The 17,472-nt window shown below is 43.3% G+C and carries 15 protein-coding genes; 13 read left to right on the forward strand and 2 right to left on the reverse strand.

Translation table 11 applies throughout. The features are described 5' to 3' along the window. Positions 1–332: 332 nt before the first annotated feature. From DXB15_RS12840 to DXB15_RS12900, 13 genes are all read left to right on the forward strand, one after another. Positions 333–623 carry a winged helix-turn-helix transcriptional regulator gene (locus DXB15_RS12840; protein WP_242979806.1) on the forward strand — a complete coding sequence of 97 codons (291 nt, stop codon included), beginning with the start codon at positions 333–335 and terminating at the stop codon, positions 621–623. 148 nt (positions 624–771) lie between these two features. Beyond that, the gene (locus DXB15_RS12845; RefSeq protein WP_118703175.1) at positions 772–1,392 is read left to right on the forward strand and encodes a flavin reductase; all 621 of its coding nucleotides are present in this window, start codon (positions 772–774) and stop codon (positions 1,390–1,392) included. Between the two features lie 372 nt (positions 1,393–1,764). Then, positions 1,765–2,532 carry an ABC transporter ATP-binding protein gene (locus DXB15_RS12850; RefSeq protein WP_109215147.1) on the forward strand — a complete coding sequence of 256 codons (768 nt, stop codon included), beginning with the start codon at positions 1,765–1,767 and terminating at the stop codon, positions 2,530–2,532. Next, positions 2,525–4,543, forward strand: a complete 2,019-nt coding sequence (locus DXB15_RS12855) for an ABC transporter permease (protein ID WP_118703176.1) — start codon at positions 2,525–2,527, stop codon at positions 4,541–4,543. The genes DXB15_RS12850 and DXB15_RS12855 overlap by 8 nt, the downstream gene beginning before the upstream one ends. Before the next feature lie 132 nt (positions 4,544–4,675). Further along, positions 4,676–6,256, forward strand: coding sequence for a glucose-6-phosphate isomerase (locus DXB15_RS12860; RefSeq protein WP_118703177.1), 1,581 nt, complete (start codon positions 4,676–4,678; stop codon positions 6,254–6,256). Positions 6,257–6,610: 354 nt separating this feature from the next. Then, on the forward strand, positions 6,611–6,994 hold the full coding sequence (locus DXB15_RS12865) for a VOC family protein (RefSeq protein ID WP_109216197.1): 384 nt from the start codon (positions 6,611–6,613) through the stop codon (positions 6,992–6,994). Between the two features lie 24 nt (positions 6,995–7,018). Continuing rightward, complete coding sequence (locus DXB15_RS12870; RefSeq protein ID WP_109216196.1) at positions 7,019–8,338, forward strand: Na+/H+ antiporter NhaC family protein; 1,320 nt, start codon at positions 7,019–7,021, stop codon at positions 8,336–8,338. After that, positions 8,335–9,204 (forward strand): radical SAM protein, encoded by an 870-nt coding sequence (locus DXB15_RS12875; RefSeq protein WP_118703178.1) that lies wholly within the window; start codon positions 8,335–8,337, stop codon positions 9,202–9,204. The genes DXB15_RS12870 and DXB15_RS12875 overlap by 4 nt, the downstream gene beginning before the upstream one ends. Positions 9,205–9,464: 260 nt before the next feature. Next, positions 9,465–11,417 (forward strand): hypothetical protein, encoded by a 1,953-nt coding sequence (locus DXB15_RS12880; protein ID WP_118703179.1) that lies wholly within the window; start codon positions 9,465–9,467, stop codon positions 11,415–11,417. A 99-nt stretch (positions 11,418–11,516) separates the two neighbouring features. Beyond that, a complete protein-coding gene (gene lepB, locus DXB15_RS12885) occupies positions 11,517–12,083 on the forward strand; it encodes a signal peptidase I (protein WP_243115652.1) in 567 nt (188 codons plus the stop codon). A gap of 186 nt (positions 12,084–12,269) precedes the next feature. Beyond that, a complete protein-coding gene (locus tag DXB15_RS12890) occupies positions 12,270–13,361 on the forward strand; it encodes a DUF7601 domain-containing protein (RefSeq protein WP_109216193.1) in 1,092 nt (363 codons plus the stop codon). A gap of 132 nt (positions 13,362–13,493) precedes the next feature. Continuing rightward, entirely contained in the window at positions 13,494–14,303 is an 810-nt protein-coding gene (gene srtB, locus DXB15_RS12895) for a class B sortase (RefSeq protein WP_242979891.1), read from the forward strand. A 110-nt stretch (positions 14,304–14,413) separates the two neighbouring features. Then, entirely contained in the window at positions 14,414–15,157 is a 744-nt protein-coding gene (locus tag DXB15_RS12900; RefSeq protein WP_158582269.1) for a Spy0128 family protein, read from the forward strand. Between the two features lie 324 nt (positions 15,158–15,481). On the opposite strand, the gene DXB15_RS12905 is transcribed toward DXB15_RS12900, so the two are convergent. Both DXB15_RS12905 and DXB15_RS12910 read right to left on the reverse strand, forming a co-directional pair. Then, positions 15,482–16,342, reverse strand: coding sequence for a YitT family protein (locus tag DXB15_RS12905; protein WP_118703180.1), 861 nt, complete (start codon positions 16,340–16,342; stop codon positions 15,482–15,484). Beyond that, positions 16,339–17,466, reverse strand: coding sequence for a Gfo/Idh/MocA family protein (locus DXB15_RS12910; protein WP_109216190.1), 1,128 nt, complete (start codon positions 17,464–17,466; stop codon positions 16,339–16,341). The genes DXB15_RS12905 and DXB15_RS12910 overlap by 4 nt, the downstream gene beginning before the upstream one ends. Positions 17,467–17,472: the final 6 nt, after the last annotated feature.

Raw genomic sequence — 17,472 nt, forward strand, 5'->3', positions numbered from 1 at the left:
CAGAAATTCAAGTACTGGTAATTATGACAGGTACTATCCTTGGAGAAAGCAAATGATAAAGAACTATATTGAGAACGCCAATTTTGAGGACACCGGTTTTGCCTACACGCTGTCGCTGATCTCAGGCAAGCACAAGATGGTCATCTCAGTCTGAGTTGAGACTCCCACTTCTGCAAGTGGTGAGTAGTAACAAGTATTTCTCAGTGGGAGTCCAATCTCCGACTGAGATAAATGCTCCGCGAGGGCGCACATTGTCTGGGAGACAATGGTTTTGCGCCGACCGGAACGGAGTGTAGAGTGCAGTGATTCTGAAAAGAAGATGTCAGCTTGCGCTGACCAGAATCACGCACCAAGTCTCACGTGCGTTCGACTTGAATCTCTATTGTCTGATGGAGTTTGAAACCGTGCGGTTCAATGAGCTGAAACGGTATCTGAAAACCATTTCCGACAAGACCCTCAGCATGAATCTCAAGGAGCTGGAAGCAGACAAACTGATCGTCCGCACCGAGTATCCGCAGATCCCGCCGAAGGTGGAATATACGCTTTCGGAACGAGGAAAATCGCTGATGACTGTGCTGGATCAGCTTTGTGTCTGGGGCGAGGAGAATCGACTGACAGAGTGACAACTTCCAGTTGTAATAGGCTGATATATATGAAGGAAAAGTATACATCAGCTTATTTTTATATTGACAGAAGGTATACCGTCACGATATAATTTTATTATAATAATAGTAATTATTACTAAAATAGAAAGGAGAGGGGATTTACTTTATGGAGAAGAAGGCACTTTATAATTTATCGTATGGGGTTTTTATGTTATCAACACGTTCAGGGGAAAAGGCGAATGGCTGCATTACAAATACCTGTATGCAGGTGGCAAATGATCCGATCAGAATTGCTATTTCTGTACTGAACAGTAATTATACCTGTGAGTTGATTAAAGAGAGTGGTATTTTTGCACTGAGTTTATTGGACGAGCAGTGTTCCTTTGAGACAATCAGTCACTTCGGTTTTCAGTCTGGAAGAGATGTGGACAAATTTGATCAACTGCCTTTGCCGACGGACCATAATAATGTCCCGTACATGGGGTGGCATGCATGTTCTGTGATCAGCGGTAAAGTTGTGGAACAGCGTGATCTGGGGACACATACCTTGTTTATTGCGGAAGTGACGGATGCTAAGATGTTGAATGACAATGCTCCACTCACTTATGCAGATTATCAGAATCGTGTAAAACCGAAGAAAAAAGAGATATCCAAGGATAAGAAAATTATTGGATGGAGATGCAAAATCTGCAATTATGTATATGAGGGAAGTGAATTGCCGGCAGATTACACATGTCCTCTTTGCGGACACGATGCAAGTGATTTTGAACCGATATATGAGGGATAAACACCAAGTAATATTTGGAAAACTTGAGTAAGGAGAATATTTTCAGTTTGCGCAGGTAAAGAACGTAGATGAAGAGAGCAGGATATTTTCCCTGGCAGGCGATTGTTAGCCGCCGGGGCAAAATATCCTGCTCTCTTTTCATTACCTACCGTTTAATCATATACCTTTTTTCTATCTTACCGATTCACATCTGTATCTTACAATTTTGTAAGGATTCTGTAAGTCAAATCGATGGCTTGAACCCCGCCCATTTGTTATGATAGTCTCAACAAAGAAACAAGCATGCTGAAACAAAAATAAAAACATTCTGCAAGACATAAAATTATGAAAATCATGAAATGTCGGGCAGACCACAGCAAAGGAGTGACTATCATGGCAATTTTGGAAGTAAATAATGTAAAAAAGATATACACGACACGATTTGGCGGCAACCAGGTACAGGCGCTAAGCAACATCAACTTTTCCGTGGAAAAAGGCGAGTACGTGGCGATCATGGGAGAATCCGGTTCCGGAAAAACAACCCTGTTAAACATTCTGGCAGCACTGGATAAACCAACGGCAGGAGAAGTCCTGCTGAATGGCAAAAACCTGGTGTCCGTAAAGGAAAAAGAAATTTCAGCCTTCCGCCGGAACCATCTGGGATTTGTATTTCAGGATTTCAACCTGCTGGATAATTTTTCTCTGAAGGACAATATTTTTCTTCCACTGGTACTTTCCGGTGTGGATTACAGAGAGATGGAACAGAGGATTCAGCCAATCGCACAGAAACTTGGTATCAGGGATCTGTTAGAAAAATATCCATATGAAGTGTCCGGCGGACAGAAACAGAGGGCGGCGGTTGCCAGAGCACTGATCACCCGGCCGGAGCTTGTGCTGGCAGATGAACCGACAGGCGCACTGGACTCCAAAGCAACGGACAGTTTGTTAAATCTATTTTCCCAGATCAATGCAGAAGGACAGACCATTGTCATGGTAACGCACAGCACGAAGGCAGCCAGCCATGCAAACCGTATTTTGTTTATCAAGGATGGAGAAGTCTTCCATCAGATTTACCGTGGCAATGCCACAAACGAGCAGCTTTATGTGAAGATATCCGATGCGCTGACAGTACTGACGACAGGTGGTGAAGAACATGAGTAATCTGTATTTACGACTGGCAAAAACAAACATCAGAAACAACCGGCAGTTATATCTCCCATATCTGATTTCCGGAATTGTAACGGTGGCCATGTTTTATCTGATGATTTTTATTAATAATAATCCGGGCATGAAGACGATCCCGGGTGCTGCGAATCTGAAAATGATCATGAGTATGGGTGTCGGCATTATTGCCATCTTTGCCTGCATTTTCATCTTCTATACCAACAGTTTTATTATCAAAAACCGAAAAAAAGAAATTGGTGTGTACAATATCCTTGGAATGGAAAAACGACATATCGCAAAAGTACTGGGACAGGAAACATTTTTTGTGGCAGTGATCGCCATTGCCGGAGGAGTTTTATCCGGTATCGTATTTTCCAAGCTGATTCTGATGCTGCTTTACCGCATGCTTGGATTTCAGGAAAGTGTAAGTTTCTATGTGGCAAAAGCAGGTATTGAATATACGATTCTGGTTTTTGGGTTTGTATATGTTCTGACACTTTTATACAATTTATTACAGATTCGTCTGGCAAATCCGATTGAACTGTTGCGTGGCGGAAATGTCGGAGAAAAAGAGCCAAAGACGAAAGTACTGATGGCAATTGCCGGTATTGCGTGTCTGACAGTGGCGTACTACATTGCTATTACAACGGAAAATCCGATGGAAGTACTGACAAAATTTTTCCTGGCAGTTCTGCTGGTTATTATCGGAACCTATCTGCTTTTTACGGCAGGAAGTATCGCCATTTTGAAAATGCTGCGGAAAAATAAAAAATTTTATTATAACAAAAAGCATTTTGCAGCTGTTTCCGGTATGCTGTACCGCATGAAACAGAATGCGGCAGGTCTGGCCAGCATCTGTGTGCTGTCTACGATGGTTCTGGTTATGATTTCCATGACAGTAAGTATGTTTGCCGGAGTGGATGATGAACTGAAAGCCCGTTATCCATACGAAGTGAACTATATGGACCGGTCAGAGACCATGGATCCGACCGTGGATGTACAGGAACTTTATCAGAAAATGGCGGATACCATTCAGGCACAGGGAAGAGAAATAACAGATTCAGAAGTCTACAGTTACTTTCAGATATTTATGACAGTAAAAGGATCAGAGTTTTTACCGCTGGACGGTTCTGTCGATGTATCTGCTACAGATATGACAGGTGTTACTTTTATCACCAGGGAGAGTCTGCTGGCTTCAGACCGTTCCCTGAAAGCATCGGAAATGCCTGAACCGGAAGCAGGAAAAGTAAACATTTACAGCAAAACTCCTTATAATCAGAGCACGATTCAACTGTACGGACAGACCTATGCGGTGGATCAGACGTTTTCCTACGAATCGAAAAATGATTCTTTTATGGTATTGGATGGCAGTATCTATGTCATTGCGGATGAGTCAGTATTGCGACAGATTTTTGATCTTCAGAAAGCAGCCGGAATGAATGCGGATGGTTCCAGCATGCTCAGCATGTATCAGACAGAAATTTCCTTCGAATATGATGGAACAAAAGAAGAAAAACTGGCCTGCGCAGAAGCACTGAGCAAAGCCATGGAGTCCGGTGAAAATACCCATACCAGTTATCTGGAAAGCAGAACCGAGAATGAAAAAGACTTTTATGTATTGTACGGCGGTCTGTTCTTTCTGGGACTGTTCCTTGGCATCATGTTCCTGATGGTTACGGTGATGATCATTTTCTACAAACAGATTTCTGAAGGTTATGATGACAGAGAGCGCTATATTATCATGGAAAAGGTTGGTATGAGCCATGCGGAAGTAAAGGCTACCATTCAGTCCCAGATTCGGATTGTATTTTTTCTTCCACTTGTGATGGCTGCGATTCATGTGGCAGCAGCATTCCCGATGATCCGCAGGCTGCTGGCTATGCTGAATCTGACGAATGTACCGTTGTTTGTGACCTGTCTGGTTGTGACAATCCTGATTTTTACAGCTATTTATTATCTGGTATTTCGTATCACATCGAAAGCCTATGATAAAATTGTGTCTAAATAAGAAGCAATTTCAGGCGATTTTGCATAGAAAAATAGATTTGTCCGGTTGAATTTCGGACAGGATAATAGTATAATTTCCGTAGATTGTTAGAATTATAACAAACACAAGGAAAGATACGAGGAGGAATCTATCATGCTTAACTGGAAAAATTTAGATACCCTTGCTTCTTACGAGGAGCTGAAAAAAGTAGAGCCTGTCAATGTGGCAGAAGTGATGTCCGGGGAAAATGGGGCAGAACGTGTAAAAAATTACAGCATTCCAATGATGGATGGTCTTACTTATAATTATGCTGCAAAAGCAGTAGATGAAAAAGTGCTTGCAGCTCTGGCAAAACTTGCTGAGGAAGCACAGCTGATCGAGAAATATGAGTCTCTGTACAACGGAGCAGTGATCAATACCGGAGAGAAACGTCTGGTACTTCACCAGCTTACCCGTGGTCAGCTTGGCAATGATGTAGTTGCTGACGGTGTAAACAAACGTGATTTCTATGTATCACAGCAGGAGAGAATCGCTGATTTCGCAAACAAAGTACATGCAGGCGAGATCACAAATGCAGCAGGCGAGAAATTTACAACGGTTGTTCAGATCGGTATCGGCGGAAGTGATTTAGGTCCGCGTGCAATGTATCTTGCATTAGAGAACTGGGCAAAAGTAAATCATAAATTCAAAATGGAAGCAAAATTCATCAGCAATGTTGATCCGGATGATGCAGCAGCAGTATTAAATTCCATCGATGTGGCACATTCCATCTTCATTCTGGTTTCCAAATCAGGTACAACTTTAGAGACATTGACAAATGAGTCTTTCGTAAAAGATGCCCTTGCAAAAGCAGGTCTGGATGCTTCCAAGCATATGATCGCTGTAACAAGTGAGACATCTCCGCTGGCTAAGAGTGATGATTATCTGGCAGCATTCTTTATGGATGATTATATCGGCGGACGTTATTCTTCTTCTTCCGCAGTTGGTGGCGCTGTATTATCTCTGGCTTTCGGACCGGATGTATTTGCAGAGTTCCTGGCTGGTGCAGCAGAAGTAGATAAAACAGCTACAAACAAAGACTTATTAAAGAACCCGGAGATGCTGGATGCACTGATTGGTGTATACGAGCGTAACGTACTTGGATATCCGTCCACAGCAGTACTTCCGTATTCACAGGCACTGAGCCGTTTCCCGGCACATTTACAGCAGCTTGATATGGAGTCCAACGGAAAATCCGTGAACCGTTTCGGCGAGCCGGTTGATTATGTGACAGGACCGGTGATCTTCGGTGAGCCTGGTACAAACGGACAGCATTCTTTCTATCAGTTACTGCATCAGGGAACTGACATTGTACCGCTTCAGTTTATCGGATTTAAAAACAACCAGATCGGTACCGATGTAGTAATTCAGGACAGCACAAGCCAGCAGAAACTGTGTGCAAACGTAGCTGCACAGATTGTTGCATTTGCATGTGGTAAAGCGGATGAGAACCGCAATAAAAACTTCGAGGGTGGACGTCCTTCCAGCATTATCATCGGCGAGCAGCTGACACCGAAGACACTGGGCGCTTTACTTGCTCACTTTGAGAACAAAGTAATGTTCCAGGGATTTGTATGGAATGTAAACAGCTTCGATCAGGAAGGTGTACAGCTTGGTAAAGTGCTGGCAAAACGCGTACTTGCGCATGAGACAGACGGAGCATTAAAAGTATACAGTGATTTGCTGAATATCTAATTTTTGAAATTCAAGTCGAACGCACGTGAGACTTGGTGCGTGATTCTGGTCAGCGAAAGCTGACATATTCTTCTCAGAATCACTGCACATCCCCGCGGAGCGTTTATCTCAGTCGGAGATTGTACTCCCACTGAGAAAGACTTGTTATTACTCACCACTTGCAGAAGTGGGAGTCTCAACTCAGACTGAGATAAATTCAGGTTATGAAGAGAACTCTGGATATTTTGTCCCGGACGCTAATCGTCGTTTTCCGGGAAAAAATATCCAGAGTTCTTTTTTTCGTTGTGTAATTAAAAAAATTGCGTTAATATATCAGTTATGAAAATAAAAAAATAAAAAAGGAATGGTTGAATTATGAGTCTGATAAAAGGAATTCACCATGTAGCATTAAAATGCTGTGGAAAAGAGGAATTTGAGAAAACAAAGCAGTTTTACGGTGAGGTGCTTGGTCTTCCGGTGGCAAGAAGCTGGAACAGCGGCATCATGTACGATACCGGAGCTGGCCTGATGGAAATTTTTGAGACAGAGGAGACTCCTCTGGAGACAGGAACAATCCGTCATTTTGCATTTGCAGTAGAGGATACAGATGCCTGTGTGGAAGCTGTTCGTGCTGCCGGATATGAGGTGTTTGTGGAGCCGAAGGATATTGAAATCGCATCTGAGATTCCGTTTCCGGCGCGTATTGCGTTCTGCCGGGGACCAGTTGGCGAAGAAATTGAGTTTTTCCATGAAAAATAAACGAGTACAGGAGGAAATGCATTAGTGAGAAAAGGGAGAGCGATTGCGTTATTGCCGATCGCAGTTTTTCTGGTTCTGTATCTGGGACTTGGTATTTTATTTGAATATGTTATGAAGATCCCGATGGGATTTTACAATGTGCCGATCGTGTTTGCTTTTCTGGTGGCGATCTTGGTCGCCTGTCTGCAAAATCGTAAGGTCAGTTTTGATGAAAAACTTGGCATTATGGCGCATGGACTGGCAGATAAAAATATTATCACGATGCTGCTGATCTTTTTGACTGCTGGTGTATTTGTCGGCGTGGTTGGACGAAGCAGTGCCGAGAGTGTGGCGTATTTTATGCTGTCGATTATTCCGGCGCGGTTTTCGGTGGCAGTCTTATTTGGAGTAGCATGTTTTGTGTCTCTGGCAATGGGAACTTCCGTTGGAACGATTACGCTGCTGACACCGATTGCGGTAGCGGTATCGAACGCTTCCGGTTTTGGACTGCCGCTTTGCGTGGCCTCTGTCATGGGCGGTTCCATGTTTGGCGATAATCTGTCATTTATTTCGGATACGACGATTGCCGCCTGCAACGGACAGGACTGCGAGATGAAGGACAAGTTCCGGGAAAATTTCTGGATTGCGCTTCCGGCGGCGATTGCGACGCTGATTTTGATTTTGATTCTGTCCTTCCGGACGGATATCTCTGGAACCGTGACGGAGAGTTATCATTTGCTTCAGATTGTGCCATATATTCTGGTACTGATCGGTGGAATTATCGGCGTTAATGTGTTTGTGGTGTTGCTGATTGGAATTGTATCCGGTGCCATCATTATGCTGGCGGTGGGACATATCAGTCCGGCAGATTTGCTGGCAAATGTCGGAAACGGTGCTTCCGGTATGTTTGAGACCTGTATGGTGGCAATTCTTGTGGCAGCGCTTTGTGCATTGATCCGGGAATATGGCGGATTTGATGCATTGTTGGCAGGCATCCATAAAGTGTTTAAAGGGAAAAAAGGCGGTCAGCTTGGTATGGGACTGCTGGTTGGCGCTATGGATGTGGCGACGGCAAATAATACTGTAGCTATCGTTATGGCAAATCCGATTGCAAAAGAGATGGCGGAGGAGTACGGCATTACACCGCGAAAAACAGCATCGATTTTGGATACGTTTTCTGCAGTTTCGCAGGGAATTATTCCGTATGGTGCGCAGATGCTGGTAGCAATTTCCGCAGCGCATGAATTGGGATATGATCTGTCGGCATTTCAAATTATGCCGAAGTTATTTTATCCGATTCTGCTGTTGTTTAGTTCACTGGTATTTATCTTCCTGGTGCCGCAGAAGGAAAGAAGAGACATATGAATTACGAAGGAATGATTTACCGTCCGCCAAGTGAGGCATACAGCCTGATCTTGCAGGTGACGGTGGGATGTGCGCACAACAGCTGCACGTTTTGTACGATGTACAAAGAAAAAAGCTTTCATGTAAAGCCTTTGCGCGAAGTGGAAGAAGATTTAAAAGAAGCACGAGATTATTACGGAAATCGCAATCTGCGGATTTTTCTGGCAGACGGGGATGCACTGGTGCTGTCACAGGAAAAATTGTGTACGATTTTACGTTTGTGCAGACAGTATTTTCCAAAGGCAGAGCGCATTACTTCTTATGGAACCGCGCAGGATATTTTGCGAAAATCGAAAAAAGAGCTTCAGGAATTACATGAACTTGGGCTTGATATGATCTATCTGGGGGCAGAATCCGGAAGTCCGGAGATTTTGGAACATATCCACAAAGGTGTGACGGTGGAAGAATATGTACAGGCCGCGGAGCGGTTATGTGGAACAGGGATTCGGCTCAGTGTGACGCTGATCTCTGGTCTTGGTGGACAGAAATTGCTGAAAGAGCATGCGATTGCATCTGCAAAACTAATCACAGCGATGAAACCGGATTATCTGGGATTTCTGACGCTGCTTTTAGAGCCGGGTGCACCGATGCTAAAGGAAGTAAAATCCGGTGCGATGCAGCTTCTGACACCGGCGCAGGTGCTTGAGGAGATGGAGCTGTTTTTGACACATGTAGATTCGGAAGGAACGGTATTTCGTTCCAATCACGCTTCCAATTATATTTCTCTGGCGGGCAATCTGAACCGGGACATTTCGGTGATGCTGGAGAAAATTCAGAAAAGCCGGGAGCGGGATGCATTTAAAAACGAGTCCATGCGTAGATTATAAAGAGCTCCTGAAAAATTTTCTTGAATGCGACTAATTCGTGCCCAGAATATAGATTAGTTGTGACTGGATTACAAGTACATTATTGGTTTGTGCAAATGTGTATAGAAAATAAAAATTGAGTAAATTATTGTATGGCAGGAAAATTTTTCAAATTTCCTGTCATATTTTTTTGCCTTTCTGCATATAAATTACCTAGAAATAAAAGAGGAACTTTGGGTTAAAAGGGAATCTGGCTTTATTTCGGGAATGGAGATGGTGGAATGCGAAGAAAATTCAAAAGACCTCTCACGTTTTTACTGGCGTTGCTGTTGCTTTTTTCACTGACCGGGGCATCTGTGCAGGCGGAAGAATCTGGAAACGCAGGTACTTCCAATCAGGCGCAGACGGTTGTGATGCAGGCGGACGGTACGCAGAAAGAAGATGATGTGGGAGAAACTGCTTCCACGGAAGAAAACATGCAACACAATGCACAAGAGATAAATTTAACAGAAATACAAACGGAAGAATCACAGAAGGAACAGAATGATAATGTAGAAGCCGAGGATACTTTGCAGGAAAAAATAAACTCTGAAATGGATCAGAAGGAATCGTTGCAGGGAGATGAAGCACAGAATGCAGAAAATTCATCTGCAGAAGATGCAACAAAAACTACAGACAGCGATGCTGAGAATCAAACAGGTGAAACTGTAAATGGTTCAGATGTAGAAAATAATGCATCCGAAAATGCAGCAGCTGTGGAACCTCTGGCAGCAGGAAATGTTTCTGTCACAATTACAGATAACATTGAAAATTCCGGAACTTTAAATGCACAGGTTACCGGTGAGCAGTCAGACGGAATCACTCTGGAATGGTACAAGCATGCCGAAGGGACGAATACATGGACAAAGGTAGAACGGCATAAAGTAACCGGAAATTCCTACAATGTATCGGAAGATGGAACCGCTCTGAATGTTGCGCTGGATAAAGGCGCCCGTTGTTTTTACAAGGTTCAGGTAAAGGACGCTTCCGGTCAGCTTCTGGCAGAGTCAGTGGCACTTCAGGTTAGCTACTACAATCAGCTGGAAAATGGAGATTTTGAAACACCGGTGACAACCAAAGAAACTGGTTATCAGCCGTTTTATTCCAACGGAACTCCAGGGCTCATCTGGAAGACAACTGCAAAGGATGCAGAAATTGAGTATGTCAGTGCTGCCACAGATAAGTTTGACAAAGATACCGGAAAGACACATGCACAGCAGTCTCTGGAATGGCATAAGGTAGAGGCAGCAGCCAGTGGAACACAGTTTGCAGAATTGAATGCAAACGAACCAGGTGCGCTGTATCAGGATGTACTGACTACTCCGGGGGCAAAACTTTACTGGCAGCTTTATCATCGCGGACGTGGTACGAAAGCGAATGACAGTAAACAGAAAGATATGATGTACGTGGTGATTATGTCTACAAAACTGGCGGAACAATATAAGGTTGAAACTCAGAGTAAAGTGCAGGATGTTATCACAAATGTGCAAAATAATACCGGAAAATATCCGGGAGCTTCGGTGGCAACCATCACGGACGATAACGTGCAGTGGTATCGTCACACTGGGGATTATGATGTCAGCGAAAATCAGTATCTGACAAGATTTTTCTTTGTTGCAGGCGAAACTGCATTTGATAAAAATGGTGGTGATGGTAAGACAAAAGCTGGAACCGTTGGAAATCATCTGGACAACGTGTCCTTTAGTGAGACACTTCCAGATCCAAATCCGGATACCGGACATTTGCAGATTGTCAAAACAGTACGTGGACTGACGGAGGATCAGGCAGCATCTTATCAGCTGCAGGTGAAAATTACAGGACCGGATCAGAAGTCGGAAACGGTTTCCTTAAGTCAGTTTACCAGAAACGACGATGGTTCTTATTCCTGCACTTATACAAAAACAAATGTGGCAGCTGGAACGTATCGGATCGAGGAAATTTTGCCGGCGGCGATTCCAAACTACCGGGTCGATGCGACATTTAACGGCACAGAGGGAGCCGAAGGAACCATAATGGTGCAGGATCAGAAAACTGCGATTGCAAACATTGTAAACACGTATGTTTATGATATTGTGTCACCACCGACAGGAGTTCAGAATAATGCAATTCCTATGGGAATTTTGATGGGAGCTGCCCTGGGACTTGGCGCAGTATATCTGGTTTACAGCAAACGTAGAAAACATTCACGTTTTTAATGAAATGAACCTGCATAGTAATTAGATTAAAGGAATGGTGGCTATTTGTTTGAGGTGAATATAATCAAGAAAGAACCACGGTAGAAAACGGAAAGATTTATGAAAAGTAATGAAAGGAAAGTGATTTCGGAAAAAGAAACATCAGAAACTGAAACGATGGAAAAACAGGATGTGGCTATTCAAAAAGAATGGCGCTGGTTTCTGATACGTCTGCTGATTTTGATTGGAATTTTGTATCTCCTTTTTGGTGTTATGTTTGGAATCACCACAGTCAAAAATGAAGATATGTCACCCCGCATGAGTGCCGGTGATCTGGTGTTGTATTATCGACTGGATAAACATCCGGTTGCCGGGGATGTCATTGTTTATAAAAAAGACGATCAGCAGTACGTGGGACGAATTGTCGCGAAAGGGGGCGATTCGGTAGAAATTACAGAACAGGCAACAGTGAAGGTCAACGAGAGTGTCGTACTGGAACAAAATATTTTTTATCAGACTCCGCAATACGAAAGTGATGTCATATATCCATTGCAATTGCAGGAGCAGCAATATTTTGTACTGGGCGATTATCGGGAAGGTGCAACAGACAGCCGTTATTTTGGAGCGGTGGATACACGTGAGATAAAAGGAAAAATTATCACTGTGATTCGACGAAATTCGCTATAGGAAATGAGCGAATATTAAGAGAACGGTGAAATACTCAGAGCTTATTTGATAGAAAGTGATATCAGTGGTGGAAGTTGATTTCTTCTCTGATATAACCTTTGATGGATTGTAAATATACGAAGAAAAGAATTTCATCAAACAAGCTGAACAAAAATAGTATGGATTTGAAAAGGAAGGTAAAAGAGTATGAAAAAGAAAATGATCGGACGTGTATCAGCACTGACAGTTGCAGGAGTAATGATGTTTGGCGGAATGCAGATCCCGGCGATGGCAGCCACCGGAGACAGTGTGGTTCAGTTCCAGAAAGTGCTGCAAATGGAAAACGCAGAGGGCGCAAATGTACCGAATGTGACCTATACTTATACCATTACAGCGGGAAGTGCGATAGGTGCAACAGCAAATTCTCCGGAAGTCAAAGCAGGTGTTGGCTTACCAACTATTTCGAGCGTAACTTATACAAAGGGTGACACAATCACACAGAACAAAGTGACAAAGAACGTATCCATCACATTCCCGGATGGAACTTTTACCGCTCCTGGCATTTATCGTTATGTGATTACTGAAAGTGAAAATACCAATACAGATATTACTGATGTGGGCACTAATACACGTTATATGGACGTTTATGTAGTAAATGACAGCGATGGCGGTTACAAAATCGATGCCACTATATTTACAGAAACCGCAGTGACACCGACCTTTGATAAGAATACAAAACAGCCGACATATGGCGGAAAAAACAGCAATATCACAGACGCTTACACCACCTATGAGCTGAGTCTGGATAAAGTAGTAGAAGGAAATATGGGTAACAAGGACCAGTTGTTTAATTTTACAATTAATTTCAAGGGCCCGGCAAACACATCCTTTACTTTTGGAGATAAGAAAGTGGATTTAGATGCACAGGGCAATGGCTCTGTAAGTCTGGATCTGGCAGATAAAACAGCAATTGCTGAAATCAAGGGTATTCCATCCACTGTAACTTATACCGTAACAGAGAATGTGAGCAGTTCCGAAGGCTACGATACCACATTTGCAGTAAAAAGAGGAACCGGCACTTCCCAGAGTATTGCAAAAGATACCGCAGCAAGCACTTCTGCAAAAGTAACAGCAACCTCTCAGGAAATGACCAAAGCAGATAACGCAGTTGTTGTAACAAATACGAAGAAAACGGTATCTCCGACAGGTATTGCACTCAGTGTAACTCCGTATGCACTGCTTGCAGGTCTGGCTTCTGCCCTTGGAGCACTGTTCTTTCGCAGAAAAAAATTATCTTAAGCAGTCGAAATTGAATCAACAGGAAACCGCAGAGCTAAAAAAGCAACGGCAGAACATGAAAAAGAACAGTGATACAAAATGACAGGAAGCAGGGAATTACAAACAAAAACGGAACAACTGGAAAAAGTAAATATGCAGAATGCAGATTCAAATTCAGAAGCAGCAAATGACCGCAGAATAACCATTGCAGAAAAACTGCTGCGGATTGCGAATCGTAGTATGAATCTATTTGTTGCCTGCCTGATGACGGTGTTGTTTCTGTACGGCGGCTATTCCCTGTGGGACACCTGGCGCATTTATCACAGTGCACTGCCGGATCAGGACCTGATGAAACTGAAACCTGTAAAGGGGGAGGATAGCAATCCCTCTTTGCAGGATCTGCAAAAAATCAATGCAGATGTCTGTGCATGGCTGACGGTGTATGATACCGGCATCGATTACCCGGTGGTGCGTGGGAAAGATGATATGGAATATATCAATAAAGATGTATATGGAGACTTTGCACTGTCAGGAGCAATCTTTCTGCAGAGTGCGAATCAACCGGATTTTTCGGATCCATATAATCTGATTTATGGGCATCATATGAGCAATGGAGCCATGTTTGGTGATGTGGTGGAATTTGCCGATGAAGAATATTTTGCCACGCATGAGACCGGAACCTTATATTTGCCGGAAAAAACATGTTCCATTACATTTTTTGCCTGTGTGGAGACAGATGCGATGGACAGCCAGATCTATGGATATATCGGGGAACCGGATACGACCGGGCAGATGCAGCAGCTTTTGCAGTATGTTCAGGAACATGCGGTGCAGTATCGGGACATTGGTGTAACATCGCAGGATTCTGTGATCGCTCTATCTACCTGTGCGGAATCTGCCACAAACGGAAGGGTGGTGTTATTTGGAAAACTGCAGGAATCCTCTGATAACAAGCAGAAATAGCTGTATTTTGAAAATAGTGAAACAGTTTTCTGAATAATTCTGCTAGAAGAAAGTAGTGTTGTTTTGATGAAAAAAGAATAGGACTAAAAATGTGTGGAAGGAGGTGCGAAATGAAGCAGAAAAACGTGCAAAAAGACAATGTGAATGGAACTGGAAACCTGGTTGTTGAAAAAATCGTGGAGAGCAAAAAAGGTGGCATCTTTGTGTTAGCCATGGTTCTGCTCTTCTGGTGTGCACTGTTATTTGCGTTACCTGCCATGGCGGCGGAAAAGACCTGTGCGGTGTCAATTCCAGTGTCAGTGAAAATGACAGGTAATGGATCTGACAGTCAGACGCAGAAGAATCCGGCTTTTACAGTCGTAATGGAGGCAGCAGACGGACGGACAGACCTTCCAATGCCGGAGCAGAACCAGATACAGATTGGGGCAACTGGGAGCGGGACATTTGACTCAATTCTGTATACAACACCTGGAGACTATGAATACCACATTCGGCAGCTTAGCGGCACAGATCAGAACATCACATACGATGCTACCGAATATGATGTAACAGTTCGTGTGACAAATGCCGAAAATGGCGGTTTGGAAGCCGAAATGTGGGCAGTTCATCCGGGGCAATCCGGAAAACAGAGCCAGATCACATTTGAAAACAAGTGGAAAACCACAGAAACTCCGGGAACCATTGAAACACCAGCCAAAACATCGGTAAAAACAGCCACAGCCGTAACCGCAAAAGCACCAAAAACCGGTGATATGCAGAATCCGGCACTTTACGTGGTCGTAATTATTGTTGCAGCTGGAGTGGCTATCAGTGTTAGTTTATATCGTAAGTATAAGAAAAAAGAAGAATTATAGAAATTATTTTATTTTGCAATGAGTATTCCAATATCAGAATGAGAGAACTATACTGAGCTGGGAATAAAAATATGTGTCGTGAAAAAATATTTTCCATGTAAGATACAGGAAGTGTAGACATTCACGAAACCTAAATAAGCGGCATCGGAACTCTTTTCTCGCCAAGCGATTGTTAGCTGGAGAGACAAGAATTCCGATGCCGCTTTTCATAACCTACCGTTAGAGTTATATTCACTACCTTTCGAAAATTAATAATTTCCCGTAAGAGCCACATTCATAATCTTCCGTAAGTCAATAACCATAATCTCTCGTAAGAGTCACATATCAATCATTCGGTTTATAATAGAAGTGTCCAAACAATCTCTCCGTTTTCAACACATTAATAAACGCATTCGGATCCGCTTCTTTGACAGCCTTTCGCACTTTTTTACTCTCCGCACTGGAAACCACAGAATACACAACCTGTCGTTCCGTATGCTCATAAGGTCCTTCCCCATCCAGAATCGTAGCCCCATGATTCGTTGCTTTTGAAATCGCCTGATAAACCTGTTCCCCTTGATTGGTAACAATGAAAAACGTCTCCTGCTGATATTTTTTATACAGCGCATGCAGCACCTGGGTAGATGCAAACTGGAAAATAATGGAGTAAAGAGCCTTGTCCCATCCAAACATAAATCCGGCAGCAACCAGAATCACTGCATTCAATCCGAGAATGATATTAAAGGCATCCATTCCTTTTTTCTCTGACAGATAAATGGAAATGAAATCAGTGCCGCCCGTAGTGGAACCCATCAGCAGACAGAGACTGATGGCAAATCCGTTAATAATACCGCCGAAAATACTGATCAACAGCACATCAGAAGTAATGGCAATACCCGGAATCACGTCGGTAAGTACACTGGTCAGCACAATACACAGACAGGAATACAGCGTAAATTTTTTACCGATAAAACGGAAACCAATATAGATTGGAATCGCATTCAAAATTACGTTGATCACGGTATAAGGCAGCGCCAGCCCAAGGTACATCTGCGCACCACGCTGGATCAGCAGGGAAAGTCCGGTAGCTCCGCCCGGATACAGACCGCCGGTGCGGACAAAGGACTTGATATTTAAAGCCATCAGCACAGAGGCGAGGCACACGACAATCAGTCGTTTGAAGTCTTTTTTTGGTTCAAATTTCAAAATAAATTCCTCCTTACGTAGCTAGGCATTGGTTCCGGTCGTTTACAGGTAGAAGTTACCTGTACAAAAGCACCTTTTTCGCTGCTTTCCACCATATGATCAATCACATCCAGCACATGCACGGCAAGTTCTGCATTTGCACGATTTTCGCGTTTTTCAAAAATCGCATCTGCCATTTCAGAAGGACCAAGCCCACGACTGTTTTCACCATAGGAAAAGCCATAGTTCAGAATCTGTGGAGTCGGATGATCTTCAAAATCCTTTTGTGCAGGCAGATAGATTACATTCCCACCAAAGGTATTGGGATCGGTCAGTTTCAGTATTCCCTTTTTCCCATAAATCATAAAATGTGCCTGATCCTGAATGGTACTGTCACCGTTGATGGATAGCGTTCCGGCAATTCCGTTTTCCAGTTTTAAAATAGAGAAGACCTGACTTTCGTTTGGATAGGAAATCGGTTTCCCATAAGTGGGACTATCTGGAAATGTGTTGATTCTTTCCGGTGCAAGATTTCGAACGATTGCAGACACTGAATCCACCGGACCGAGTAAACTGATCAATGCTGTCAGATGATATACACTGTAGTCATAACAGATACCACCGCCCGGCATACACAGAAACTGTGACAACCCGGCAAGATAATCCAGATCCCGGTTTGCGCAGATATCAAAAGAAGTCACTTCTCCGATCAGACCGTTATCAATTGCTTTTTTGGCAGTCTGTAAAGCTGCCCCCAGAAAAGTATCCGGTGCGGAGCCGAGAAAAAGATTTTGGGCAAGAGCCAGTTCCTGCAATGCATTGGCAGTTTTTGCAGATAAAGTCATGGTCTTTTCCGTATATACATGTTTTCCGACTTCCAGAGCCTGACGAATCAGAACTTCATGAGTTGGTGCGGGGGTCAGAATGACAACCATATCAATGGATGGATCTGCCAGAATTTCTTCGTAAGTACAAGCCAGAATGCCATATTTTTCGGCTTTTTCTTTTGCATGTTCCAGATGGTTTGCGCAGCAGGCAATGACATTCAAATTGTCAAAGCGGTAAATCATATTTTCCAGATAAATATCACTGATCGCGCCGCAGCCGACAACGGCGACGTTCATTATTTTTCGTCCTGTATTCATATTGAA

The organism is Roseburia sp. OM02-15 (genome assembly GCF_003481835.1).
In the GTDB taxonomy this organism is placed as follows: Bacteria; Bacillota; Clostridia; order Lachnospirales; family Lachnospiraceae; genus Eubacterium_I; species Eubacterium_I ramulus_A.

Bases quoted from the DNA above. Each gene is read 5' to 3' on its own strand.
- DXB15_RS12855 (WP_118703176.1), top strand. From the start codon at position 2,525: ATGAGTAATCTGTATTTACGACTGGCAAAAACAAACATCAGAAACAAC.
- DXB15_RS12880 (WP_118703179.1), top strand. From the start codon at position 9,465: ATGCGAAGAAAATTCAAAAGACCTCTCACGTTTTTACTGGCGTTGCTG.
- DXB15_RS12910 (WP_109216190.1), bottom strand. From the start codon at position 17,466: ATGAATACAGGACGAAAAATAATGAACGTCGCCGTTGTCGGCTGCGGC.
- DXB15_RS12900 (WP_158582269.1), top strand. From the start codon at position 14,414: ATGAAGCAGAAAAACGTGCAAAAAGACAATGTGAATGGAACTGGAAAC.
- srtB (WP_242979891.1), top strand. From the start codon at position 13,494: ATGCAGAATGCAGATTCAAATTCAGAAGCAGCAAATGACCGCAGAATA.
- DXB15_RS12845 (WP_118703175.1), top strand. From the start codon at position 772: ATGGAGAAGAAGGCACTTTATAATTTATCGTATGGGGTTTTTATGTTA.
- DXB15_RS12850 (WP_109215147.1), top strand. From the start codon at position 1,765: ATGGCAATTTTGGAAGTAAATAATGTAAAAAAGATATACACGACACGA.
- lepB (WP_243115652.1), top strand. From the start codon at position 11,517: ATGAAAAGTAATGAAAGGAAAGTGATTTCGGAAAAAGAAACATCAGAA.
- DXB15_RS12890 (WP_109216193.1), top strand. From the start codon at position 12,270: ATGAAAAAGAAAATGATCGGACGTGTATCAGCACTGACAGTTGCAGGA.
- DXB15_RS12875 (WP_118703178.1), top strand. From the start codon at position 8,335: ATGAATTACGAAGGAATGATTTACCGTCCGCCAAGTGAGGCATACAGC.
- DXB15_RS12865 (WP_109216197.1), top strand. From the start codon at position 6,611: ATGAGTCTGATAAAAGGAATTCACCATGTAGCATTAAAATGCTGTGGA.
- DXB15_RS12860 (WP_118703177.1), top strand. From the start codon at position 4,676: ATGCTTAACTGGAAAAATTTAGATACCCTTGCTTCTTACGAGGAGCTG.